General features: G+C 70.1%; 23 protein-coding genes. 10 read left to right on the top strand and 13 right to left on the bottom strand.

The window, feature by feature from the left end:
• Window positions 1-77 precede the first annotated feature (77 nt).
• From D7Y15_RS12740 to D7Y15_RS12720, 5 genes are all read left to right on the top strand, one after another.
• On the top strand, window positions 78-767 hold the full coding sequence (locus tag D7Y15_RS12740) for an NUDIX domain-containing protein (protein ID WP_120574597.1): 690 nt from the start codon (window positions 78-80) through the stop codon (window positions 765-767).
• A gap of 183 nt (window positions 768-950) precedes the next feature.
• The gene (locus D7Y15_RS12735; protein ID WP_121752725.1) at window positions 951-1,754 is read left to right on the top strand and encodes a protein phosphatase 2C domain-containing protein; all 804 of its coding nucleotides are present in this window, start codon (window positions 951-953) and stop codon (window positions 1,752-1,754) included.
• Window positions 1,755-1,758: 4 nt separating this feature from the next.
• Entirely contained in the window at window positions 1,759-3,627 is a 1,869-nt protein-coding gene (locus D7Y15_RS12730; protein WP_121752724.1) for a hypothetical protein, read from the top strand.
• Between the two features lie 21 nt (window positions 3,628-3,648).
• On the top strand, window positions 3,649-4,716 hold the full coding sequence (locus tag D7Y15_RS12725; protein WP_121752740.1) for a nicotinamidase: 1,068 nt from the start codon (window positions 3,649-3,651) through the stop codon (window positions 4,714-4,716).
• 38 nt (window positions 4,717-4,754) lie between these two features.
• The gene (locus tag D7Y15_RS12720; protein WP_121752739.1) at window positions 4,755-5,549 is read left to right on the top strand and encodes a hypothetical protein; all 795 of its coding nucleotides are present in this window, start codon (window positions 4,755-4,757) and stop codon (window positions 5,547-5,549) included.
• Window positions 5,550-5,569: 20 nt separating this feature from the next.
• Here D7Y15_RS12720 and D7Y15_RS12715 read toward each other — a convergent pair whose 3' ends face one another.
• Both D7Y15_RS12715 and D7Y15_RS12710 read right to left on the bottom strand, forming a co-directional pair.
• Window positions 5,570-6,445: an alpha/beta fold hydrolase gene (locus tag D7Y15_RS12715; RefSeq protein WP_121752723.1), complete on the bottom strand. Its 876-nt coding sequence runs from the start codon at window positions 6,443-6,445 to the stop codon at window positions 5,570-5,572.
• A 104-nt stretch (window positions 6,446-6,549) separates the two neighbouring features.
• Window positions 6,550-6,987 carry a lipopolysaccharide assembly protein LapB gene (locus D7Y15_RS12710; RefSeq protein WP_120579263.1) on the bottom strand — a complete coding sequence of 146 codons (438 nt, stop codon included), beginning with the start codon at window positions 6,985-6,987 and terminating at the stop codon, window positions 6,550-6,552.
• 492 nt (window positions 6,988-7,479) lie between these two features.
• On the opposite strand from D7Y15_RS12710, the gene D7Y15_RS12705 reads away from it, so the two are divergent.
• Window positions 7,480-8,445 carry a restriction endonuclease fold toxin 5 domain-containing protein gene (locus tag D7Y15_RS12705; RefSeq protein WP_233604919.1) on the top strand — a complete coding sequence of 322 codons (966 nt, stop codon included), beginning with the start codon at window positions 7,480-7,482 and terminating at the stop codon, window positions 8,443-8,445.
• Window positions 8,442-9,155, top strand: a complete 714-nt coding sequence (locus D7Y15_RS46390; protein WP_121752722.1) for an immunity 52 family protein — start codon at window positions 8,442-8,444, stop codon at window positions 9,153-9,155. Before D7Y15_RS12705 ends, D7Y15_RS46390 begins: the two co-directional genes overlap by 4 nt.
• Here D7Y15_RS46390 and D7Y15_RS12695 read toward each other — a convergent pair.
• The 9 genes from D7Y15_RS12695 to D7Y15_RS12655 all read right to left on the bottom strand — a co-directional run bounded on the left by D7Y15_RS12695 (window position 9,148) and on the right by D7Y15_RS12655 (window position 19,217).
• The gene (locus D7Y15_RS12695; protein ID WP_121752721.1) at window positions 9,148-9,906 is read right to left on the bottom strand and encodes a PIG-L deacetylase family protein; all 759 of its coding nucleotides are present in this window, start codon (window positions 9,904-9,906) and stop codon (window positions 9,148-9,150) included. The genes D7Y15_RS46390 and D7Y15_RS12695 overlap by 8 nt on opposite strands.
• Window positions 9,903-11,189: a glycosyltransferase family 4 protein gene (locus D7Y15_RS12690; RefSeq protein ID WP_121752720.1), complete on the bottom strand. Its 1,287-nt coding sequence runs from the start codon at window positions 11,187-11,189 to the stop codon at window positions 9,903-9,905. Before D7Y15_RS12690 ends, D7Y15_RS12695 begins: the two co-directional genes overlap by 4 nt.
• Window positions 11,186-12,037, bottom strand: coding sequence for a sugar phosphate isomerase/epimerase (locus D7Y15_RS12685; RefSeq protein WP_121752719.1), 852 nt, complete (start codon window positions 12,035-12,037; stop codon window positions 11,186-11,188). Before D7Y15_RS12685 ends, D7Y15_RS12690 begins: the two co-directional genes overlap by 4 nt.
• 3 nt (window positions 12,038-12,040) lie before the next feature.
• On the bottom strand, window positions 12,041-13,516 hold the full coding sequence (locus D7Y15_RS12680; protein WP_121752718.1) for a YcaO-like family protein: 1,476 nt from the start codon (window positions 13,514-13,516) through the stop codon (window positions 12,041-12,043).
• A complete protein-coding gene (locus tag D7Y15_RS12675; RefSeq protein ID WP_120579256.1) occupies window positions 13,513-14,346 on the bottom strand; it encodes a hypothetical protein in 834 nt (277 codons plus the stop codon). Before D7Y15_RS12675 ends, D7Y15_RS12680 begins: the two co-directional genes overlap by 4 nt.
• On the bottom strand, window positions 14,337-15,371 hold the full coding sequence (locus D7Y15_RS12670; protein WP_121752738.1) for a Gfo/Idh/MocA family protein: 1,035 nt from the start codon (window positions 15,369-15,371) through the stop codon (window positions 14,337-14,339). Before D7Y15_RS12670 ends, D7Y15_RS12675 begins: the two co-directional genes overlap by 10 nt.
• Before the next feature lie 40 nt (window positions 15,372-15,411).
• Complete coding sequence (locus D7Y15_RS12665; RefSeq protein ID WP_121752717.1) at window positions 15,412-16,344, bottom strand: hypothetical protein; 933 nt, start codon at window positions 16,342-16,344, stop codon at window positions 15,412-15,414.
• A gap of 3 nt (window positions 16,345-16,347) precedes the next feature.
• A complete protein-coding gene (locus tag D7Y15_RS12660; RefSeq protein WP_121752716.1) occupies window positions 16,348-17,574 on the bottom strand; it encodes an inositol-3-phosphate synthase in 1,227 nt (408 codons plus the stop codon).
• 200 nt (window positions 17,575-17,774) lie between these two features.
• Window positions 17,775-19,217 carry an MATE family efflux transporter gene (locus D7Y15_RS12655; RefSeq protein WP_121752715.1) on the bottom strand — a complete coding sequence of 481 codons (1,443 nt, stop codon included), beginning with the start codon at window positions 19,215-19,217 and terminating at the stop codon, window positions 17,775-17,777.
• An 88-nt stretch (window positions 19,218-19,305) separates the two neighbouring features.
• Between D7Y15_RS12655 and D7Y15_RS12650 the strand changes: the two genes are divergently transcribed.
• Complete coding sequence (locus tag D7Y15_RS12650; protein ID WP_120579252.1) at window positions 19,306-20,499, top strand: glycosyltransferase; 1,194 nt, start codon at window positions 19,306-19,308, stop codon at window positions 20,497-20,499.
• Here the strand turns inward: D7Y15_RS12650 and D7Y15_RS12645 are convergent.
• A complete protein-coding gene (locus D7Y15_RS12645; RefSeq protein WP_121752714.1) occupies window positions 20,430-21,653 on the bottom strand; it encodes a glycosyltransferase family 4 protein in 1,224 nt (407 codons plus the stop codon). The genes D7Y15_RS12650 and D7Y15_RS12645 overlap by 70 nt on opposite strands.
• A gap of 70 nt (window positions 21,654-21,723) precedes the next feature.
• On the opposite strand from D7Y15_RS12645, the gene D7Y15_RS12640 reads away from it, so the two are divergent.
• The gene (locus D7Y15_RS12640; RefSeq protein WP_233604918.1) at window positions 21,724-22,539 is read left to right on the top strand and encodes a hypothetical protein; all 816 of its coding nucleotides are present in this window, start codon (window positions 21,724-21,726) and stop codon (window positions 22,537-22,539) included.
• Here the strand turns inward: D7Y15_RS12640 and D7Y15_RS12635 are convergent, their stop codons facing one another.
• The gene (locus tag D7Y15_RS12635; protein WP_121752712.1) at window positions 22,540-23,583 is read right to left on the bottom strand and encodes a pirin family protein; all 1,044 of its coding nucleotides are present in this window, start codon (window positions 23,581-23,583) and stop codon (window positions 22,540-22,542) included.
• Between the two features lie 276 nt (window positions 23,584-23,859).
• Here D7Y15_RS12635 and D7Y15_RS12630 point away from each other — a divergent pair.
• Window positions 23,860-24,130 (top strand): hypothetical protein (locus D7Y15_RS12630; RefSeq protein ID WP_148712751.1); only part of this gene is annotated, 271 nt, incomplete at its 3' end.

Genomic DNA, 24,130 nt, shown 5'->3' with positions numbered 1-24,130 from the left:
GTCCCTTCCGATGAGCGCATGATGGCGCTTGCCGGCACCGTGTCCTCTGGACACGATGCCGGCCGGAGGGTTTCCAATTGAGCCACACCTATGAGTACCCGCGCCCTGCGGTGACGGTGGACTGCGTCGTCTTCGGGTTGGACGAAGAGGACCTCAAGGTGCTGCTCATCCAGCGCGGCGTGGAGCCGTACCAGGGCCGGTGGGCGCTGCCCGGCGGCTTCGTGCGCATGGACGAGTCCCTGGAGGACGCCGCGCGCCGTGAGCTGGAGGAAGAAGCGGGCCTGCGCACCAGCCACCTGGAGCAGCTCTACACGTTCGGTTCTCCGGACCGCGACCCCCGGGGCCGCGTCATCACCGTGGCGTACTTCGCGCTGGTGAAGCTGTCCCAGCACCACCTCCAGGCGTCCACCGACGCGCGTGAAGCGGCGTGGTTCTCCGTCTGGGATACGCCGAAGCTCGCGTTCGACCACGCGGACGTGCTGTCCACCGCGCTGCAGCGGCTCAAGGGCAAGGTGCGCTACCAGCCCATCGGGTTTGAACTGCTGCCGCCCAAGTTCACGCTGTCGCAGCTCCAGCGGCTGTACGAGACGGTGCTGGAGCGCGAGCTCGACAAGCGCAACTTCCGCAAGAAGATCCTCGCCATGGACCTGCTGGAGGAACTGGACGAGGTGGAGCAGGACGTCTCCCACCGCGCCGCGCGCCTCTACCGGTTCGACCACAAGAAGTACAAACAGCTCGAGAAGGCCGGCTTCAACTTCGAGCTCTGAACACCCCCACCTCCCGCCACACCCATCGGCGCCCGCTGACAGGTTGTCCCACGTCGCCTTGACTTCGTGTCATGTGGACACTATGTTGGTGTCGTAGATACACGAAGCTGGACGGCGTGGGGCCGTCCACTCGCCAGCAGGTTCCGGGTCGTGCGAGCCCTTTTCGAGGGCCACGGGAGAGCCATGTCCACGCTGCCCTTCGATGTCGCGGTGGGTTCGGTGCAGGGGCGGGAGCACGCGCGCTCGGGGCGCAACAACCAGGACGCCGCCTGCGTCCGGGAGAGCGAGCACGGGCTGGTGGTGGTGGTGGCGGACGGGTGTGGCAGCCAGCCGTGCAGCGAGTTGGGGGCGCAGCTGGGCGTGCGGCGGCTGGCGCAGGCGGCGCAGGCGAGGCTGGCGCGCGGTGAGACCGTGGACGGCGCGGACTTCCTGACCGGGCTGCGCGCGGACCTGCTGGAGCTGATGGAGGGCCTGGCATCCACGCTGGGGCGGGACGTGATGGGGGACCTGCTCTTCACGCTGGTGGGGGCGGTGATGACGCCGGCTCACACGCTCGTCTTCTCGTCTGGGGACGGGGTGTGGATGCTCAACGGCGAGGTGCACGCGCTGGGGCCGTTCCCGGGCAACGCGCCGCCGTATCTCGCGTATGCGCTGCTGCGCGGCGAGGACGTGCGGCTGGAACGCCGGGCGATGGTGCCCACGGAGGATGTGCACGCGCTGCTGGTGGGCACGGACGGGGTGGGGGACCTGCTGGACCTTTCGCAGGCGCGGCTGCCAGAGCGCGATGAAGCGGTGGGCCCGCTGTCGCGCTTCTGGACGGAGGACCGGTACTTCACGAACCCGGACGCGGTGCGACGGCGGCTGGCGCAGCTCAATCGCGAGGCGGTGCGCGCGGACTTCGCGGAGCGGCGGCTGCTGCGCACGCCGGGGTTGCTGACGGACGACACCACGCTGGTGGTGCTGCGCCGCCGGATGGGGAGGGCGTGAGGCCATGGACGTCTGGCTGGAGGGAAAGAAGGTCCGGTTGGATCCGCAGCAGGCGCTGGGCAAGGGCGGCGAGGCGGATGTGTATGACCTGGGTGATGGCCGCGCGCTCAAGGTCTTCAAGCAGCCCCAGCACCCGGACTACCTGGGCCTGTTGCCCGAGCAGGCCGCGGCGAAGGCCCGGCTCGTGGAGCACCAGCGCAAGCTGCGCGCGTTTCCCTCGGGCCTTCCTGCGCGAGTGGTGACGCCGCAGGCCCTGGCCACGGACAAGAAGGGCGCGGAGGTGCTGGGCTATGCGATGCGCAAGCTGGACGGAGTGGAGCCGCTGCGCCGGTGGAGCGAGCCCTCGTTCCGGCGCGCGGGAGGCAAGGCCGCGGACGCGGTGACGGTGCTGGCGGGGCTGCACCGGGTGCTGGCGGCGGTGCACTCGGCCAGTGTGGTGGTGGGGGACTTCAATGACTTGAACGTGCTGACGGTGGGCACGGACGCGTACTTCATCGACGCGGACAGCTTCCAGTTCGGTCCCTACCTGTGCCCGGTGTTCACGGAGAAGTTCCTGGACCCGCTGCGGCTGGACGCGAGCGCGCGGACGCTGACGCCCGCGCGGCCGGCGACGGTGGAGAGCGATTGGTATGCCTTCGCCGTCACCGTGATGCAGTCGCTCCTGTGCGTAGGGCCGCAGGGCGGCATCCACAAGCCGAAGGCGCAGGCGGCGCGGCTGAACGCGGTGGGACGGATGCTCCAGCGCGTCACGGTGTTCCATCCGGACGTGCAGTACCCCAAGCCCGCGCTGCCCCGGGTGTCGCTGCCGGATGACCTGCTGCACCTGTTCCACCAGGTGTTCGTGGAGGACCGGCGCGGCGCGTTCCCGCTGCCAGTGCTGGAGGGACTTCGCTTCACGGTGTGCGCGTCGTGTGGCCTGGAGCACGCGCGGGCCGCGTGTCCAACATGTCAGCCGCACGCGACGGTGGCTGCCACGCCGGTGTCGGCGGTGCGCGGTCAGGTGACGGCGAAGCGGACGTTCACGACCCGCGGCGTGATGGTGCACGCGAGCGCGGAGGACGGAGTGGTGCGCTTCGTCTACCACGCGGACGGCGCGTACCGGCGCGAGGACGGGCGCACGGTGATGCGTGGCGCGCTGGACCCGACGCTGCGCTGGGCGGTGCAGGGGGATGTGACGCTGCTGGGGCAAAGGGGCCGCGTGGCGGTGTTCACGCCGGGCCGGGAGCAGGAGTTCCTGGGCGTGGATGTCTGTGAGAACCGGCCGGTGTTCGCGGCCAATGCCAGACACCGGTTCTGGGCGGCGGGCGGCGGGCTGTGGCGGGACGGCGTGTATGGGGCCGAGCGTTGGGGGGACGTATTGCAGGGGCAGACGCGGCTGTTCGTGGGACCCCGGTTCGGCCTGGGGTTCCACCGCGCGGCGGGGCTGCGGGGAGCCTTCCTGTTCAACGTGGAGCGCAAGGGCCTGCGGGACGGACTCGCGCTGCCGTGGCCGTCAGGGCAGTTGCTGGACGCGGAGGCTGTGTTCGACGCGGACTCGGTGTGGCTGCTGCTCGCGGAGGAGGCCAACGGACGCACCGTGCATCACGCGGTGCTGCTGGGCTCGGACGGGGCGGTGCGCGCGAGCGCCCGGGCAGACGCGGGGGATGGCTCTTGGCTGGGGACGCTGCGTGGAAAGTGCGCCGTGGGGGGCGCGCTCTTCTGCGCCACGGACGCGGGGCTGACGCGCGTGGAGCTCCAGCAGGGCCAGTTGGTGGCGGTGCGCGAGTTCCCGGACGCGGAGCCGTTCGTGGACGCGGGCCGCGAGCTCCTGCTGTCGCGAGAGGGATTGACGGTGGTGGGGGCCCAGGACCTCACCTTGCTGCGGATGAAGTGAAACACACACAGGGGGATGGACATGAAGAAGACGACCGTGAAGGAACTGCCGCTGCCCGGGTTCTACAATTCGAACCACGCGGCGGAGTACGGCTACGGCGCGAACGCCGGGAAGCTCCAGCGTGACGCCGGAGCGTGGAAGGCGGCGCAGGGCGTGACGGCGGCGGCCACGGACCGCTTCAACCTGCACCTGTTGCTCATCGACGTGCAGAAGGACTTCTGCTTCCCGGATGGCTCGCTGTACGTGGCGGGGCGCAGCGGGCGGGGCGCCATCGACGACAACCGCCGCATCGCGGAGTTCATCTACCGGAACCTGGGGACGCTGACGAACGTCACCGCGACGCTGGATACGCACTTCGCCTTCCAGATCTTCTTCCCGTCGTTCTGGGTGGACCAGGACGACCAGCCGCTCCAGCCGTACCTCGAGGTGACTCGCGAGCAGATTGAGCGCGGCCAGGCGAGGCCGAACCCCGCGGTGGCGAAGTGGCTGTGCGGCGGCAACTACCCGTGGCTGCTCAAGCAGGTGAAGTTCTACTGCGAGGAACTGGAGCGCGCGGGGAAGTACACGCTCTACCTGTGGCCGCCGCACTGCCTGCTGGGCAGCGACGGGCACGCGCTGTCGGGCGTGGTGCAGGAGGCGCGGCTGTTCCACTCGTACGCGCGCGGCGTGCAGTCGTGGGCGGAGGTGAAGGGCGGCAACCCGCTGACGGAGAACTACTCGGTGCTGCGGCCGGAGGTGTTGCTGCGGCATGACGGCCAGCCGCTCGCTCAGCGCAACACGCAGTTCCTGAAGACGCTTCTCACGTCGGACGCGGTGGTGATTGGCGGGCAGGCCGCGAGCCACTGCGTGAAGAGCAGCATCGACGACCTGTTGGGAGAGATTGTCGCGCAGGACGCGGCGCTGGCTCGCAAGGTGTACCTGCTGACGGACTGCATGTCGTCGGTGACGGTGCCGGACGGCAAGGGCGGCTTCGCGGCGGACTTCACGCCGCAGGCGGACGCGGCGCTCAAGCGCTTCGCGGACGCGGGCATGCACCTGGTGAAGTCGACGGATCCGCTGGCGAGCTGGCCGGACCTGCACCTGGCGTGACGTCTGGCATTGGCACTCACACGAAGGGAGACACGGACATGAGCAAGGCGAACGGGACGGGTGTCACGAAGCTCTTCGAGGACGCGCACGCGGAGGGCATCCTCAGCCCTGCGGGGTTGCAGACGCTCACGGTGGTGGACCTGGGGGCGCAGATCCAAGCGGGTCTGGGCATCCACGTGGACGACGTGCAGGCGAGCGAGGTGGTGCTGGTGACGGTGATGCCGGATGACTCCGGGAGCATCTCGCACGCGGGGCACACGAAGACGGTGTGTGACGGGCACAACCTGGTGCTGGACGCGCTGCTGGCGAGCCAGCAGAAGGACGGCGTGCTGTTCCACACGCGCTACCTGAACGGACACGTGCTCAATCCGTTCCGGCCGCTGGAGGACGTGGTGCGGATGCACTCGAAGAACTACTCGGCGGACCAGGGGACGCCGCTGTACGACCAGGCGGTGGTGCTGCTGGGCACGGTGCTGGCGAAGTCGCAGGAGTTCAGCGGCAACGGAGTGCCGGTGCGCACGGTGACGCTGCTGATCACGGACGGCGCCGACGCGGGCTCGCAGAAGGCGCGGGCGAAGGATGTAGCGGCGCTGGTGAAGGACCTGCACCGGGTGGAGAACCACATCGTCGCGGCGATGGGCATCGACGATGGGGTGACGGACTTCCGGCGCGTGTTCCAGGAGATGGGCATCTCGGACCGGTGGATTCTCACGCCGGGGCAGAGCGCCCAGGAGATCCGCGCCGCGTTCCAGGTGTTCAGCCAGTCCGCCGTGCGCGTCAGCCAGGGTGCGGCCAGCTTCAGCCGCACGGCGCTGGGCGGCTTCGGAGCCTAGCGGGCGCGGAAGGCCAGGCGTCACGCCCGGAGGAAGTCTCCGAGCAGCTCGCGGACCTCCGCTGGCCGCTCCTCGGTCACCCAGTGGCCGGTGTCCCGGAGGATGTGGGGCTCGACCTGGGTTGCCACTGCACGCGCCTGCGCGACGAGCGGTTCGCCCATGGACTTGTCACCGCCAATGACCATCACGGGCATGGGGAGTTTGTTCCGGGCCAGCTCCCGGAAGGCCTTCTTGTCCTGGTCCAACGCCTGGAAGTAGCCCCATGTCGAGTGGAGCCGGCCCGGGGCCGCGTAGGCCTCCGTGTACGCCTGCCGTTCCGCTTCGCCGACGGCCTGGGGATTGGCGGCGAAGTCGGTCCAGAAATGGTCGAAGTAGATGCGCTCGCGCCCCTGCACCAGCTTCTCCGCGGTGGGGCCGTTGAAGGTGAAGTGCCACACGTCCAGGCTCTTCATGACCTGGTCGGACCAGGGCTCGATGCCCGGCAGGAACGCGTCCAGGAGGGCCAGGCGTTCGACCTCGCCGGGAAACCGGGCGGCGTAGGCGTAGGCGACCATCAGGCCGATGTCGTGGCCCACGACGGAGACCTTGTCGAAGCCGAGCTTCTTCACCAGCGCGCGCATGTCGCCGGCCATCGTCTCCTTGTCATAGCCCTGCGCGGGGGCGGCCGAGCTACCCGCGCCTCTCAGGTCCGGGATGAGCACGGTGTGCTCCTTCGCCAGCTCCGGCGCCAGGCGCCACCACATGAGGTGCGTCTGCGTGTAGCCGTGCAGCAGCACGACGGGGCTGCCCTTGCCGCCGATGACGAAGTGGATCCGCGTGCCGTTGACGTCCTCGTCACCTTCGCGGAAGCCTTCCGGGAAGAAGGGACGGACGGTGCTCGGCTGCTGGCGTGTCATGGGCGCCTCCTCGCGGGAGCGGGTTCACGCCTCAGGGTGTGCATTCCCCGCGGGCGTGAGGTGCCAGGTCGAGCGGGGAGGCCGGCGCTCGGGTCCCGGATTCCTCAATCGTCCTGGGGCGGTTGCAGGCGGGACTGGATGAACTCCAGGTACTTCGCGTCGTCGCCTTCGAAGAGCTCCTCACCTCCGCCCATGAAGGCTCGGGCCAGCTCATCGGCGGCGCGGGCTTCGTCTCCCAGCTCCAGGGCGCACTGGCCGAGCCGCAGGTGGATGAAGGGATTGCCGAGCCCTCCCGGCGAGTGGACGGCTTCGCGGAAGTGCTCGCGGCAGTCCTCGAAGCGTTCGAGCTGGAAGTACATGTCGCCGATGGCGGCGCGCACCCAGGTGTTCTGCTGATGGTCGCGGGTGGGTTCCGGAATCAGGGCGAGGGCGGCCTTGAAGTGTTTCAGGGCCTGCTCGAAGTCGTCCTCTCCCGCCGCGGTGTCTCCCTGGGCGCAGAGGTCGGTGATGCGTTGGTGGGTTTCATCCGAGATGGACGTCATGATTCGTGCTCCGGGGACCTGGGAGACATTCGCGGTCCTCGGAGCAGTCTAGACGACACGTCGTGGGTTGGAGACGCCACTTGGGCACGAAACCGTGGGGACGGGCTGGCTGCTGGCTGATGCTGCTGGTGTTCTGGGCGGGCTGCGCCAGTGGACCCACGGTGCGGCTGCGCACGGAACGGGAGACCCGGACATACGCCCCGGCCACGTGGGACCGCAGTGTGCCGGTCAGCGCTCGGGAGTTCGAGGAGGCGCTGACGCGGCTGGTGCTGGAGGCGCCACTGACGGTGGGGGCACCGAAGGTGGTGCGCGCGGTCGCGAAGAAGGGGGCGCAGCTGGACCTGGGATTCGGGTTCATGCTGCGGGACGGGTACGGGCGGTGGTGCCGGGCGCATGAGGCTCCGGGGGACTGTCTGTCCTTGCTGGAGGACGGCGCGGGTTTCGGTGAGTTGGACCGGCTGACGCTCGCGGTGGGCATGTCGCTGGACCCCCTTGCGCGCGAGTATTGGCGCGGCGCTGCAGGACACGCTGAATCCGGAGTTCTTCGTGTCCGTGGTGTCGGGCGCGATTGCGTCCTGGGTGGTGCTGGCCGCGGCGCCGGAGCCCGTGTTCACGAAGGCCGCGGCGGTGATTGCGGCCGTGTTCCTGGCGTACGTGGGTGTGCAGTCGTTCGTCGCCGTAGTGCGCGCGTGCTGGGCGCTGAAGGATGCGACGGACCGGGCGCGGACGTTTCAGGAGTTGGAGGAGGCGGCGGAAGTCTTCGCGCAGGCACTGGGGCCGGAGGTGGCGCGCGTCTTCGTGCTCGCGGTGACGATGTTGGTGAGTCACGGCGTGACGGTGGGGTTGTCATCCGCGCTCACGTTGATGCCCGGCTTCCCGGACGCAGTGCGGTTGGGCTCGACACAGGCGGGCTTCAACCCGGCACGCGTGCTGGACGTGAGCGCGGTGGCGGTGGTGGACGGCGTGGTGGAGGTGACGCTCGCGTCCACGGCGGTGGCCATGGCTGCCGTGGGCCCGCCTCCCGCGAGCAGCAGCGGAGGGATGCCGCCAGCAGGAGGGCCGGGCAAGTGGGTGCAGGTGAATGAGTCGATGTCCAACCGCGCCCGCGACTATCAGGCCCAGGTGACCGGAGCACCGAAGGGATCCGCGTACCGGGTCAAGCGAGGGGATGAGGAAGTCGACTTCGACGGCTATGACCTGGATGAGAACGTTCTGCTGGACGCCAAGGGGCCTGGCTACGAGCAGTTTCTTGATGAGGTGCCGAGATTCAAGAGGTACTTCGAGGGAGAAAAGGGCCTTCGTGAACAGGCAAGGCGTCAACTGAGCGTGGCCGGAGATACTCCTGTGCGTTGGCTTGTCGCGGAGGAGCGGTTCGCGAGGGTCCTCAAGAGGATGTTCGAGCGGGAAAGCATCGGCATTGAAGTCGTCCTACGTCCAGTCAAAGTCCCCCCTCCATGATGGAATCCTATTTTGCAGGTGCGTATTGGCTGGGACGTAGCGAATCCGCGGAGCAGTGCGCTCAGCGTGCCTCAGCCTTCTTCCAGTTCCTGGCCCGCATCGAACCGACATGGAACCGCTGGTGCGAAACAGCGAACTCCTTCGAGGAGGCGTCTCAAAAGCAGGTCGCTACGGACGTGGATTCGCTGCGCAAGCACTTCAGCAGGAAGGACCGCCGGCTGGGAGATGCCTTCCAGTACTGGCTCTGGGCGGGGGCTCGGCCCGATGAAACGGCGAGTGTCACTGGGACATGTGGCTCCGCGGATCCCTGGACTCCTTCTACCTGTGTCCTGTCCCCACCCGAGGAGGGGCCACTCTCAGAGCGCATCTTGACCGCGGCCGTGCTTTCCCAAGTGGTTCGGGAGATGGCGCTTGCTTGGGATCCTGAGTTTGGTTTCGCCACCTCGAGTGATCATTATGGGAGCCTGTCCTCACGGCCCAAGATGGGAACACTTCCTGGCTGGGTGATGTACTTCTCCCGCCAGAGGGGGACCGTGCCCCCGCTCCCCGCCCCCGTACGCGTCGAGCCCGTGGGCGACCTGGGAACCCTCGTGGTCCTCACTCCGGAGCGGTTCACGGTGACGAACCCGGAACACGTCGCGCTGGCTTCGGAGGTTCAACAAGTGCTCGACGCCGCGGGCCTGCTGCATCCCTTGCGGCTTCCTAGCTGACCCCATCCGTCAGGAACACCTCCGCGGCTCCTGACTGACCGCGTGTCTGTGCTTCCATCCGGTGGAACGCCGTGAGCGTCCGCGCCAGGCCGTCCACTCCGCCGAACTGGAAGCCCAGTTGCGTGCCGTAGCGGACGCAGCCCTCCACCTTCTTCGGCAGGTGCTCCGTGATGTCCACCGCCAGCGGGTGCAGGCCCTGGGGCACGGCGGGGTCGGGGTGGGCCTTCGGTTGGCGCACGGCGTACGGCGTGTCCCGGTAGTAGAGGATCCGGTTCGTTGGGATGCCCAGCCCCTTCACTGCTCGCACCACGTGCACGTGGTCCACGTGGCTTCCCAGGGCCTGGGGCACGAAGACGCGGTCTGGCTTCAGGTCCCACAACACCGGCTTCAAACACTTCGCCACCTTCGCTTCGATGACGTCGTCCGCTCGCGGTGGCTGGAACAGCGCTTCAGGGCTTGCGTAGCCCCGGTGCGGCGCTTCCTCCAGGTCCCCCCAGCGCACCTGGTCCACGCCCATGCAGGCCGCGAAGGCGCGGTCCTCTTTCCTCCGCAGGGCCATGTAGTCCACCTCCGGCCCCAGCCCCTTCGATGTCTGACATTGCAGCGCGAAGCCCTTCGGCCCCGGCACCGACTTCGTGAAGACGGTGACGAGCGCCACCGTCCACCCCTTCGCCTTCAACGCCGCCAACGTGCCTCCACAGGAGAAGGCTACGTCGTCCAGGTGCGGCGACACGAACAGGGCCGTGCTCATAGGAGGTGCGGCTCCGCCCGGAAGCGGCACGTGTGGTCCGCTCGCTCCTCCGTCATCGCCGGGTCGTAGAGGTGTGTCCACCGCGTGTCCGGCCGCGTGCCTGTCAGGTTCCTGTAGACACCTTGAATCCTCCGCCCCACCGCACGCCACGAGTACAACTCCCGCACCTCGCGCAGCGCCGTCGCCGCCAGCCGCTTGCGCAGCGGCGCGTCGTCCATCATCCGGCCCATCGCCTCCGCCAGCGCGGCGCTGTCCTTCGGCGGCACCAGCAGCGCGTCCCGCCCGTCCTCCAGGCAGTCCACCACCCCCACCGCTCGCGTCGACACGATGGGCAGCCCGGAGGCCATCGCCTCCAGCAGCGTGTTGGAGAACCCCTCTGAGTACGTGGGCGACACGAACAGGTCCGCGCTCCGGTACAGGTCCGGCGCCTTCGCGTAGAGGGATGCCCCCGTGAGCTCCACCACGCCGTGGAGCCCCTCCGTCTCCACCTTCGCTCGCACCGCCTCCAGGTCCGGTCCAATCCCAGACACCCGCAGCTTGAACCTCCGCCCGTCCGCCACCAGCCGCCGCACGGCATCCAGCAGCTCCATCACCCCTTTCCGAGCGTCCACCCGGCCGTGGTACAGCCACACCGGCACGTCCCGCGTTTCTCCCACCGCCGACTCACTCCTCGGATGGAAGCGCAGCGTGTCCGTGGCGCCGGGGACGATGGTGAACCGCTCCAGCGGTGTCCCGTGGTTCCCGCTCACTTCTTCCGCGAAGGACCTGCTCCCAATCAGCAGCGCCCCCGCGTGGCCCAGCACCGCGAGCATGGCCTGCTTGTGCGTCCCGCAGCAGGCCCCCACCCAGTGCCCATCTCCGCCCTGGATGGAGACGACGTTGGGCAATCCCAACAGCCTCGCCGCTTGCAGCGCCGCCAGGCCGCACGGATAGCCGTACTGCGCATGGATGAGGTCGAACGGGCGGCGCCGGTGCTCGCGGACCACCGTGTTCACCATCACCTCCAGGTCATGCTCGAAGCTCGCCGGCTGGCCCTGGTTGATGCGCTGCTCGCCCACCGACTCGCAGCCCAGCACGTGCGCGCCTGGGATTCCCGGTGGCGGCCCGCCCCCGTACACCGCCATGCCCGCCGCGTCGCTGCGGTACTGGCTCACCATCGTCACGTCGTGCCCGCACGCCACCAGCTCCCGCACCAGGTTCAGCGCATAGACGCTCATCCCCGAGATGGCCGGGAAGAAACGCCGGGAGATGAAACAGATTCGCAGTCCGTTCACGGTGTTCATGCCGCCACCTCCGCGCCCGTCGGCAGGCGCTTCCTCAACCATTCCAGCGCCCAGGGCACCAGCTCGTGCGCCCGGTGCGCGTCCCGTGACAGCTCCACGCACACCAGCCGGTCGTAGCCCGCGCGTGTCAGCTCGCGCAGCACCGACGGCACGTCCACGTCCCCTTCGCCAAAGGGCAGGTGCTCATGCACGCCGCGCCTCATGTCCTCCAGCGCCACCGTGCCCAGCACCTGCGCGAACTCGCGCACCGCTTCCGCGGGCGTCCGCTCCTGCGTCACCAGCAGGTGCCCCGCGTCCAATGCCAGACGCACGCCGGGCACCCGCGTCTCCAACTGGCGCCAATCGTCCACCGTCTCCACCAGCATCCCCGGCTCCGGCTCCACTGCCAGCACCACGCCGCGCGCCGCCGCGTACTCCGCCAGCCGTGCCACGCCGTCCACCAGCCACGGCCACGCGGCCTTCTCCGTCACTCCTGGGCGTGGCACTCCCGCCCAGAAGGACACCGCTTCCCCCCGGCACGTCCCGCACACGTCCACCGCGCGCTTCAGGAACTCCAGCCGTCGCGCGCGTCCTTGCGCGTCCGGAGTGATGAGCGTGGGCTCGTGCTTCCTCCGAGGGTCCAGCAGGAAGCGCGCCCCCGTCTCCACCACCAGCCCCAGGCCCAGCCGCTCCAGCCTCGTGGCGAGCTGTTCCGTGCGCCGCTCGAAGTCCGGCGCGAACGGGTCGAAGTGGTGGTGGTCCAGCGTCAGCGCCACGCCGTCGTAGCCACTGTCCGCGATGAGGCCCAGCGCGTCCTCGAAGCGGTGATTCGACACGCCGTTGGTGTTGTATGCGAAGCGCAGGGCCATGGCTCACTGCCCTCCGAAGCGGCGGCTCGCGAGCACCGCCGGCACCGCGTGGCGGTCCGGCTCCCGGTAGAGCGCGTACAGCCTCCCCACTCGCGCTTCCGCCAGCCGCACGTTGAACCAGACGGGGCCTCCCAGCCGTGACTCGGCCTCCGGCGTCAGTCGCACCGGCTGCGCTCCCGACGGCGGTGCTCCCAGGCCCACCAGCGGGTCCCTGCGCTCCAGGAGCCGCGCCACGTTGCGCTCGCCCAGGCGGTTGTACGTCATCGTCTCCACCTCCAGGCCTGGCACCAGCGCCTTCACCACGTGCACCTGGCGGCCCGGCGGCGACAGGTCCGCGACCAGGATGTCGAAGCCCTCCGCGTGCAGCTGCCTCACCACGTGGTCGCACCGGAGCGAGGGGTCCTCCACGGTGGGCGAACGGGGCAGGTCCTCGAAGCGCACCTTCTGGCGGATCATCAGCGTGCACGCCGTCAGCTCTCGCAGCGCCGAGGCCGGCAGCCGCGCCCACTCCACCATCGCGTTCAGCGCGCGCGGCTCCTCCGCGTCCAGGTCCACCCGCGGCACGAAGCGGTCCATGTATTCCGGCGGCGCCACCCGGGCCACGTGGCTCAGCGGCCCGTGCATGAACGCCTTGCGCGCGCGCGAACAGGCGTACTCCAGCAGCGCCTTGCGCAGCGCCCGGTCCCGGTCCGGGTCGGCCGCCTCTCCGCACGCCGTCACCATCAGCGGCTGGTCCCCCACGGACAGGTCGCGGCCCACCACGTACAGGTTCACCAGGCCGAAGTCCGTGCTGGCCAGCTTCGCCATCACCTCCACGCCCGCGCGGCGGTAGAGCTCCAGCAGTTCGCGCACATCTGGCGCCAGGTCCGTGCCCTCCAGGTCCAGCTCCACGCCCTGGTCCATGGCGCGGTACATCAGCCCGTTGCCGTCGCGTTGGATGAGCTCCAGCAGGCCGTGCGCCAGCGCCTGGGGCCGCGTCAGCCCCGCGCCCTGGCCGTTGGTGATGGGTGTGATGAGCGGTGTTCTCCCCTGCAATTGCCCGGGGTGGATGGCGACGTACTCCTCCGGCACCAGCACCCGCTCCCCCGTGGACAGCCGCTGCATCTCCACCCAGACGAGCGGCAGGTCCGGTTGATACGGACTGCCCGCGGGCAGCCCCAGCGTGAGCGGATCCGCCACCGCGGTGGGACCTCTCGCGCGCACCAGCGCCTCGTAGCTGCCGTGCACGCGCGGCATTCGGTGCATCGCGAGCTCACAGAAGGTCTCCTCCACCAGCTCGCCCAGCGCGCCCACCCGCGCCTCTTCGTCCGTGCGGCCATAGCCGTTGCCGTGCAGCACCGCGCTCGAACCGCCCCCCAGCGCCAGACTGGCGGAGGCCACGGGAATTCCCAGCCGGTCGATGGGGTCGATGCGGAACATCTGCAGGGCGCCGGTGGACATGGCGTGGTGATACGCATCCAGGGCTCGGGCAATGCTCATGACAGTTCCTCCAAGGGCAGGGGACGGGTGTGCGGCATGCCCGAGAGCAGCCGGTCGAACAGCGCCAGCGCGTGCTCGCGGGTGACGCCTCGCGCGAACTCGAACGGGGTGAAGACGTTCTCGAACGGGAGCTGCTTGAGCACCGCGCGGTAGCGGCGCAGCTCGCCGTGGCTCAGCGGAATCGCGGAGTGGAAGCCCTTGTGGCACGACAGGCCCGTGGGCCTGCCTCGCGCGTCCAGGTCCACCTTCAGCGCGTCGCCGCAGAACAGTGAACGGGTGCGCGCGTCGTACAGCACCGTCTGGCCCTCGTAGTGGCCGCCCACGCAATGCAACGTCAGGCCCGGCGCCAGCTCATGCTCGTCATCCACCGGCCAGCGCACCTGGAAGGCCTTGCTGTACTGGACCGCGTCCCGGTGCAGGACGAGCAGCGGGTCGAAGTGCTCCTGCAACTGCCACAGCGCCCCGAAGCCGTGCGGGTGCGACGCGGACAGCACCTGGAGGCCGCCCATCACCTCGATGAACTCCAGCGCGGGCCGCGAGTACCAGGGCGCGCCCTCGAAGCAGACGTTGCCTTCGGGTCTGCGCAACAGCCACCCCGTGGAGCCCAGGCCGAAGGGCGGCGTGCACGTGAAGCCCCAGATGCCGGGCAGCGCCTCCTCCCAGCGCGTGGTGAGCCGCTCCGACACCTGGCCCGCCGTCTGGAAGTCCCAGCCGTCGCGCGGCAGCGCGTTGCGCACGTCCAGGCACGTGGGACAGCCCGTGGGCCGCTCGCTCGGGAAGCCCGGCTGCCACGTGCCGCAATGGGTGCAGGCGTAGCGGGTCAGTGGCATGGCGGAAACGCCTTTCCGGCCTGCGTCGCCTGCGTCAGCAGCCCCACCAACCGCACGTCACGCTCTGGCGCGAACGGCTGTGGACGCCCCTCCAGCACGCACGTGGAGAAGACCTCCACCTGGTGGAGGAAGGGGCTCCGGTCCTCTTCCGGCGAGAGGGGGACCCACGTCTCCTCTCCCGTCTTCGCGTCGATGAGCGACAGGGAGCCGCCGGGTGTCTGGCCCATCGTCTTGTAGGCCAGCGCTCGCGCCCGGGTGCCGATGAGCTCCAGCGTGCGCCGGGGGTACGCGTCCGGGCAGTTGTAGGCCACCTGCAACAGGCCCAGCGCGCCGCTCTTGAACTGGCCCATCAGCACCGCGCCGTCGTCCACGGCGTAGCAGTGCACGCGCCGCTGCGTCATGGCGGTGAGCGACTCCCACTCGTCGCCCAGCACCACCTCCAGCAGGTCCAGGCCGTGCGGTGCCAGGTCGATCATCGCGCCGCCGCCGGCCTGCTCCGGGTCGATGCGCCAGTTGTCCGGCGTCCAGTCCTCGGGCAGCCAGCAGGCGTAGTGGATGCGCGCCTGGGTGACGGTGCCCAGCACGCCCTCCTTCACCAGCATGCGCAGCTTGCGGTGCGCCGCGTGGTGGCGCTGGTCGAACGCGGTGGCGTAGTGCACGCCCGCGCGCTGGCACGCGGACACCATGCGCAGGCCGTCGCGCGGCGTGACCGCCATGGGCTTCTCGCACAGCACATGCTTTCCCGCCGCTGCGCACACCTCCGTCATCGCCGCGTGCAGGTGGTTGGGCGTGGCGATGTAGACGGCCTGCACGTCCTTGTCCGCCAGCACCGACCCCAGCTCGGTGTAGCGATTCACGTCGTCCGCCGGGATGCGCATCAGCGCCTCCGCGTTCGCGTCGCACAGGGCCACCAGCCGCGCGTTGCTCGCGCCCTGGAGCGCAGGGATGACGTAGTCCCGTGCCACCCAGCCACAGCCCACCACCGCCCAGCCCAGCCTCCGGGGCCTCGGCTTCGCCTCGAACATGGTCACCGCCTGTTGGGAAGGTTCAGGAACCGCCGCTGGCTCATGGCCACACCGCCGCGTCGCGCAGGACGCCGTTGCCGAACGTCTGGAGCGGGCCGGGGTGGATCAGCTCCAGGTCCTCCATCGCGTGGCGCAGGGTGAAGCCCGCCGCTCGAGCGTGGGCCTCCAGCTCCAGCACCCGGTCCAGTGCGTCCGCGGCGTTGAAGGCGCGCGCCTCCGCCGAGTCCACGTTGCCGGTGAGCGACAGCGCCTGCCGCACGACACCGGCCAGCCGCTCCGGCAGCGAGGACAGGGCCTTCTCCGTGAGGCGCTTCATGACGGGCTCCAGCAGGTCCCCCAGCAGCGCCTCCCCGCAGTAGCCCGCGTCCGGCAGCACCGCGTTGAAGAGGTGGTGCGAAAGCCCCGCCACGAAGGGCAGGGCAGGGGACGCGCTGAAGCAGGGCGCGACGAGCACCGCGCCCACCGCCACCGCGTAGCAGTGGTCCGCGTGGCCCTCCTGCGGTGACACGAGGATGCGCGGCCGGCCGGGGAACGTGGCCCCGGCGCGGGGTTGACGCACCAGCCGGTCCACGAACAGGGGCGGCGGCACGTGACATGCCTCCTCCGGTGTCTGCGAGAGCGCCACGGACAGCCGCTCCCGCAGGCCGGGGGCCAGCGGCCCGGTCATCGCCTCCAGGCCCCGGTGCAGCACCCGCGTCGCGTCCAGCGGGGACAGCCCCGCCCGCTGGAGGACGTCCATGTCCAGGCCGCCCAGCCGCACCGCCGCCAACGCGCGCGCCGTCTCCTGCAGCGCGACGATGCGTGGGTCCATGCCGGAGGCCAGCGCGGCCCAGGCCCGGCGGAAACCGTGCGCCGCCAGACCGTCCGGATGGTCCGGGGTGCGGATGCGCTTGAGGTCCATCAGCTCCGACAGGAGCGGACGGAGCTTCGCCAAACGGCCAGGGGACGCCGTGTCACGCGCGGGTGCGTTCATGGCTCAACCCCTGATGCGTTCCGGAAGGCGCTCCACCTGCCGCGCGCTGCCCTTGGACAGCCACGTCATCAAGCGGCGCTGCTGCTCCGCCATGGCGTGCTCCACGGGCTCGCCGTCCTGCGACATGGGGGCCTTGAAGAAACAGCCCAGCGCGTCGATGACGCCGCACTCGCCCCGGCGCTTCGCCAGGTCCAGCGTGCGCGCCAGCTCCACGACGAGCGGCGCGGCGAGGATGGAGTCCTTGCAGAGGAAGTTGAGCTTCAGCTGCATGGGCTGCCCCAGGAAGCCCGTCACGTCGATGTTGTCCCAGGCCTCCTTGTTGTCTCCGCGCGGGCGGTAGTACTGGATTTGGACGACGTGGTCCTGGACCTTGTAGCCAAGGATGCTGTCCAGCGCGGCGCCCTTGGTGTCGAGCTTGTTCTGCTTCGACGCCGGGTCGTTGAGGGCCTCTCCGTCGCGGTTGCCCAGGATGTTGGTGGAGTACCAGCCGTCCACGTGCAGCGCGCGGTCACGCAGCGCGGGCGCGAGCACCGTCTTGAGCAGCGTCTGCCCCGTCTTGCCGTCCTTGCCCGCGACGGGCGCGCCGGTGCGCTTCGCCAGGAGCAGCAGCGCGGGCACGTCCGCGGCGACGCTGGGCGTGAAGTTGGCGAACGGGAGGCCGTCCACGATGGCCGCGTACGCGTAGAGCATCGCGGGGCCGATGTCCGGGTCGTTCGCGTCCAGGGCCTTCTCGAAGGCCTCCGGCGTGGCGAACTCCGGACGGGTGAGGTCCACGGCCTTCTCCGTGGAGGCCAGGTTCACCACCACCACGCGCTCCAACTGCTCACGTTGCTTGAAGCGGGCCAGGTCGTCGCGGATGGCCAGCACCTGTTCGCGCAGGGTGCGCGCCTTCTTCTCCGCGGTGCCGACGACGTTCTTGCAGAACTTCGCGTTGGAGGCCGCGGGCCACGGCCGCATGCGGCCCAGCGTGGGCGCCACCGCCTCCAGCTGCGCCTCCGTCAGCACCGCGTGGTTGCGCGCCGCGTGCGCCAGGTCGTCCTCGAACAGGTCCCAGCCGCCGAAGGTCAGCTCGCCGTACTCCACCATCCCCAGGCCCTTGGCGTCCGCCAGAGGCAGGCCCCGCGTGTCCACCCGTCCCCGGCGCAGGAGCTCCATGCCCGCCACCGCCGTGGTCGCCACCGCGCCGCCCAGTCCCACCACCGCCACGCCCAACCGCTCGTTGCCCGCCATGTGTGAAGCCCCTCCCCGCCGTTGTGCCCCGTGCTCTCGCGGCGACACTTCGGAAGCGCCCCAGGGTGACTGGCGCCCCCGAGGTTGGAGGCACCGGAGGTGCCCATTCGCCGTGAGAGTTTCGGGAAGGTCTCCACATGCCTGGAGGCTTTCAACTCAGCCCCCAGGCCGTGGCCACTGTCGGCTGATGGAGGACGGTCTCAGACGTGCCGCAGCTTCCACCCACCGCGCCGGAAGAGGGCGGCGCTCGCCAGGCCGAGCGCTCCATACGTGACGGCGATGGCGATGAATGCGCCCGAGGGACCCAGGCCCAACGGATGGGAGAGGATCCACGCGAGCGGCAGCTGGAGGCCCCAGGAGAAGAGTGCGTTCACCACCGTGGGGGTGGTGGTGTCGCCCGCGCCGTTGAAGGCGTGGGGCAGCACGGTGACGAAGGCGTAGAGGGCCAGGCTGCAGCTGACGATGCGCAGGCAGCGCACGGCGTGCAGGCCCACCTCCGGCTCGGAGGTGAAGCGGTGGATGAGGGGCTCCGCGAAGAGGAGGAAGCCCACCGCCACCACGCCCAGGAACGCGAGCGTGTAGAAGCTGGCGCGCCACGCGGCCCGCTCCGCGCGGTCGGTGTCGCCCGCGCCCAGGCTCTGACCCACCAGCGTGCCCGCCGCGTGGGACAGGCCCCATGACGGCTGCTGCGCGAAGAGCAGGATGCGCATGGCCAGCGTGTAGCCCGCGAGCGCGGTGCTGCCGAAGGTGGCCACGATGCGCATCAGCACCAGCCAGCTGGACATGCCCAACAGCGACTGGAGCGTGGCGCCTCCTGACAGCTTCAGCAGCGAGCGCAGCGTGGACACGTCCACGCGCAGGTGGCGGCGGCGCAATTCCAGACGCCCGCTGCCCTTGAGCAGGCGGTACACCTGATACAGCACGCCGGTGGAGCGCCCCACGGTGGTGGCCAGCGCGGCGCCGGTGACACCCAGCGCGGGCACGGGGCCCAGGCCGAAGATGAACAGCGGCGCGAGCACGATGTTCACGGAGTTGGCCAGCCACAGCGCGCGCATGGACGTGGCCGCGTCCCCCGCGCCGCGCAGGATGGCGCTGATGAGGAACAGCAGCATGATGATGGGATAGCTGGCCAGCATCAGCCGCGTGTAGCCCGCGCCGTGCTCCACCACGCCGGGCGCGGCGCCCAGGGCCATGAGCAGCGGACGCGCGAAGAAGCTGCCCGCGAACGCCAGCGGCACGGCCAGCGCGAGTCCCAGGCCCAGGGCCTGCACCGCGGTGCTCGCGGCGCGCTCCGGATCCTTCTGCCCGATGCGGCGCGCGATGAGCGCGGTGGCTCCGATGGACAGACCCAGCGGCAGCGTCTGGAGGAGCGTGAGCATGGACTCGGTGAGGCCCACGGTGGCGATGGCGTCCGCGCCCAGGCGCGACACGAAGAGCACGTCCACCAGGGCGAAGATGGACTCCATCACCATCTCCAGCACCATGGGCACGGACAGCAGCAGGAAGGCGCGATCCACGGGCCCGGTGGCCAGGTCCTCGGTGGATCCCTTCACCGCCAGCCACAGGGAGGCAAGGAGGCCCCTGGCTCCAGTGGTGGAGGGGGCGGCGTCCGGGGCGAGGATTTCAGGCGGGGGTTGCGTCATGGATTGCGCGTTGCAACGGGACGCCTTCCGCCTTTCATCCCTCGCGGTTCCCCGCTCGCCGGCGCGTGCGGACGGGTAGATTGAGGGCATGGCTTCCGGTCCCCGCGTCCTCCTTCTCGCCGAGCGCTTTCCCCCTGACATCGGAGGGCTCGCGCGCAGCGGGGCGCGCACCGCGGGCTCGCTCGTGCGGCTGGGCGCACGCGTGGACGTGGTCGCCTGGACGCGCACGGCGCAGCCCGGAGCGCTGGAGACGGTGCCGGACGCGGGGGACGTGTCGCCGTTCGCGAAGGGCGTCACGCTGCACCGGATGGGGTTGTTCGGCAGCGCGGACCTGTCCATGCAGCACACGCTCGATGTGCTCGGCCACCTGCACTCGCGGCGGAAGTATGACCTGGTGTGGGGGCACTACCTGTACCCGCCGGGCTTCCTCGCGGTGGTGTTCGCGCAGAGCGCGGGGCTGCGGTCCATCCTCAGCGCGCGGGGCAATGACGTGGATCAGCTGATGTTCCCGCCCGGAGACTTCGCCCGCCTGCTCTGGACGATTCAGCGGGCGGACGTGCTCACCGCCGCGTCCGCGGACCTGGGCCGGAAGATGGCGATGCTGCTGGGCCGCGACCCGGGCGTGGAAGTCATCCCCAACGCGGTGGACACGGCGCTGTTCTCACCGGGCCCCGCGGACGCGGCCCTGCGCGAGCGATTGGGCATCCAGCCGGGCGAGGCGGTGCTCGGCTTCTCTGGAGAGCTGCGCCACAAGAAGGGGCTGCCGTTCCTCTTGTCCGCGCTCACGGAGGTGCGGCGCGTGCGGCCCGCGTGCCTGCTGGTGATTGGCGAGGTGCGCGCCCGGGACGCGGAGCACCTGGTGGCCTACCGGGCGGAGCATCCGGAGGACGCGGCGCGCATCATCATCTCCGGCGCGCTGGAGTCCCCGGAGCTCATCGCGGAGCACCTGCGGCTGTGTGACGTGTATCTGCAGCCGTCGTTGTGGGAGGGCATGCCCAACGCGCTGCTGGAGGCGATGGCGTGCGCGCGGCCGGTCATCGCCAGCGACGCGGGCGGTATCCCGGAGGCGGTGGAGTCCGGGGTGAATGGCTTCATCGTGGAGAAGGCGCTGCTCAACCACCTGGGGCAGGCGTGCCTGGACGTGCTGGGGATGCCCGAGGCGAAGCGCGCGGCGCTGGGGGCCGCGGCGCGCGCGCGAATCGAGGCGGGCTTTCAGGCGGACGCGGAGGCTGCGGTGTTGTCTCGCGTGCTGACTCGCGCGATGCCCAGGTCGTCCGAGTAGGCGTTCACGAGCGCCTCCTGCGCGCGGCCCCACGGGAAGTCGCGCTCCACGCGGGCTCGGGCGTTGGCGCTCATGGCGGCGACGAGGGCGGGATGGGCGATGAGGTCCTTCACGGCCTCGGCGATGGCCTTGGGCGAGCCGGGGCGGACGCGGTAGGCCTCGGTGGCCTCCGCGAGCGCGCGCACCACGGGCAGGTCGCTGACGACGACGGGCGTGCCGGTGGCCATGGCTTCGATGAGCTTCAGGGGGCAGCAGCCCTGCACGCAGTTGCGGTCGTTCACGGGCAGCGGCACGAGCACGACGTCGCAGGCGTGGTGCAGCCGGGCGAGCTCTTCCTGGGGCAGGGGTTCGAGGATTTCAACGGCGCCCTGGAGCACGAGGTCTCCGCACCGGTCCAGGAGGGCGCGGCGTGCGTGCTTGCGCAGAGGGCCCACGAGGGTGAGGGTCACGGGCAGGTCGCGGCGCAGGATGCGGCAGGCCTCGATGGCGTGGTGCACGCCCTGCCACGCGGTCATGGTGCCGCTGTAGAGCAGGCGCAGCGGGCGGCCCGCTTCAGGGGCGCGTGGGAGCGCGTAGCGGAACACGTCCAGGTCCACGCCGTTGGGGATGACGCGCAGGCGCTTTGGATCCGCGCCGCGTGAGAGCAGGTGCTCGGCGGTGACGGCGCTGGGCGTGACGAGGAGGTCCGCGGCCTGGAGGCAGGCCTCTTCCTGCGCGAGCAGCTTGCGCATCAGCTCCATGTCATCGGAGACATCGGGATGGTGGTACTTGAGCTCGATGGAGGGCAGGCCGTTGACCTCGTAGACGAGCGCGTCGGTGAGGGCGGCCTTGCGCCGGGCGATGGGGTAGCCCTCGAAGATGGAGCGGACGTGGACGACCTTCGCGCGCGGCCGACCCCTCCACCACGCACCCAGGTGCGAGCGGAACGTCAGCGCCTGGGCGACCAGGTCTTTCCCGCGGGCACCCAGCGGGTGGTAGGTGATGTGGGGACCCAGGGCAGGCGGGGGAGCGCCCGGCGCGTCGCCGATGGCCACGAGGTCCACCGGGCCAAACGCGGCGCCCAGGGCCTCCACGAAGGCGCGGATGTGCACGGCGGCGCCCTTGGGCGCGGGGAAGCGGTCGAAGGACGCGTAGACGATTCCAGAGGAGGCCACGGACGGGTGCTACCGCGACGGCGGGCCGGCGGCAAACCGGGCGGTCCGGAGTTCGGGCAGGATGGCGCGCATGCTCATGTGCTCCGTGGTGATGGTGGCGCTGTTCACGGCCGCGCCCGCTCCCAAGTCCCAGCCGCTCACGTGGAAGGTCACTGGCTCCGATGATGTGACGTTCGAGATGTCCTCGAAGGACCTGCGCGCCCTGCGCGGTGGCAAGGAGGTCTTCGGCCTCCTGTCCCGCAAGAAGGGCTTCCTGGAGGACCTGAAGCCCGACCCGGAGGAGACCCGGGACATGTCCGACTGGGAGGCCTACCACTCCTTCAAGGTGCTGTCGGTCGTGGGGCCCTGGGCGAGCTACGAGGAGTCCAGCTCCGGCTACACCGGCGGCGCCCACCCATACGCGCACTCCGGCTACGTCACCTGGGACGTGACGAAGGAGCACGGCGCCTTCAACCTGCTGGACGTGTTCCCGGAGAAGGACGTCCTCCAGGCCCTCAAGGCCGACAGCTTCGTGAAGGAGCACATCGACGACGCGAAGGCCTTCAACGACGCGAAGACCGTGGCGGGCCTGATGGAGATCCTGAAGCCCGGCGAGGACTGCGTGGGCTTCAACTCCTCCGGCCTGGACAACGTGAAGCGCTCGGTCGCCTTCCACCACGTCGAAGGCGACAAGGTCGCCGTGCGCATCGCGTTCGCCTACGACAACGAGTCCTGCCGCGGGAACATGTTCGTGGTGGGCGTGCTGCTGCCCATCCCCGAAGCGCTGAAGCCCGCCCTGGAGCGCGCCCGCACGCGCCAGGAGGGCTTCCTCATGAAGGACGCCAGGAGCGCCAAGGCGCCCTCCCTGAGCTTCGAGTGGGAGGGCGCCGACGCGAAGAAGCCTTGATCAGGCCGGCCGCTCCACGTTGCCGTCCGCGTGCCGCGCGAAGCGGCCTTCTTCTCGCGCGTGCACCGGGTCGTGGCTGGGCCAGGGCCAGCCGCCGAAGCCCGTGCGCTGGTAGTCCGCGAAGGCCTGCTGAATCTCCTGCCGCGAATTCATCACGAACGGGCCGTACTGCACGACCGGCTCGCCAATGGGCCGCCCCTGGAGCAGCAGCAGCTCCGCCGTCTCCGGGCCGTTCTCCAGCACCACGTCCACGTCCGCGCGCAGCTCGATGGCGTTGCGCGCCGGCACCGCCCGGCCGCCGACCTTCATCCCAGCGCCCAGGAAGAAGTAGAGCATCCGGTTCGTGCCGCGCTTCGCGGCCGGCAGCGTCCAGCGCGCACCCGGCTCCATCTTCAGCGTCCAGATGGCCACGTCCGCGTCCGCGTTCGCGGCCCAGGACTTGGGCGGCGACGGAGGCGCCTGGATGTCACCCAGGTTGCCCGCCACCACGGTGATGTTCGTGGCGCGGCCCGCGTCGTCCTTCGCCACGTGGCGCGGGATGACGTTGTTCCACAGCATGGAGAAGTGCGCGGGCACCATCTTGTTGGCGCGCGGCAGGTTGAGCCAGATTTGAAACAGCTCGATGTGGTTGCCCTGGTCCTGCTTGAGCAGCGGGAACATCTCCGAGTGGTTGATGCCGCCGCCCGCGGTGAGCCACTGCACGTCGCCCCCGCCGAAGCGCGCCGCCGCGCCCAGCGAGTCCGAGTGGTCCAGCAGCCCGTTGCGCACGATGGTCACCGTCTCGAAGCCCCGGTGCGGGTGCTGCGGGAAGCCCGGCACCACGGTGCCGTGGTACATGTTCCAGCCGTCCCGCCCCGCGAAGTCCTGGCCGATGTCCCGGCCCGCGAGCGATGCCTGGGGCCCCAGCTTCTCGTTGCCCTGGGGGTAGCGGTCGTCATGGTGCACGCAGAAGAGGAACGGATCCGGCGTCCGCCACGGGGTGGGGGACGGCCCGAGCGGATCCACGCGGACCACGGCTTCCGGTTGCTGCGCCTGCTGACTCATCTTCGACTCCTCTGCCTTTCCCGAGCCGCGTGAACACCCCGCGACGGTGGTGACACCCGCCGCCGCGATGAGCTTCAGCGCTGCCCTCCGGCTCACTTCATCCACGGTCCACCTCGCGCTCCATGCCGTTGGGGCCGCCCATCCTACCTAACGTCCCCGCCTTCCCGGCGCTCGGCTTGCCTGCATGCCCGGCGGTTCACCCCTGGTGGGACGGCCCGGAGGCCCCTACGCTCGCGCACGGGTCCGCCCGACGGGCATCGCAGGGAGTCCACCGCCTTGGCGGTCAACATCAGCCGCTTCCACGAAGTCTTCCGCTATCAGTCCCGCGCGCCGGTGCCGGACCTGCTCGAGGACATGGAGGTCCTTGCCCATCTGGACGCCCGCGCGGAAGGGCAGCGGCGTGCGCTGGCGTGGTCCGGGGGGTGCACCGTGATTTCGGGCGGGGGGATGGCCGTCCTGACCTACATCTCGTGGGTGGGCACCATGGAGAGGCATGAGCTCACCGAGGCGGGCGCCCAGCTCCTCCAGGTCACGGGCGGGGTGGGCG

Origin of the sequence: Corallococcus sp. AB030 (genome assembly GCF_003668965.1) — a bacterium.
GTDB classification, from domain to species: Bacteria; Myxococcota; Myxococcia; order Myxococcales; family Myxococcaceae; genus Corallococcus; species Corallococcus exiguus.
This window is presented reverse-complemented; position numbering and strand designations above follow the sequence as displayed.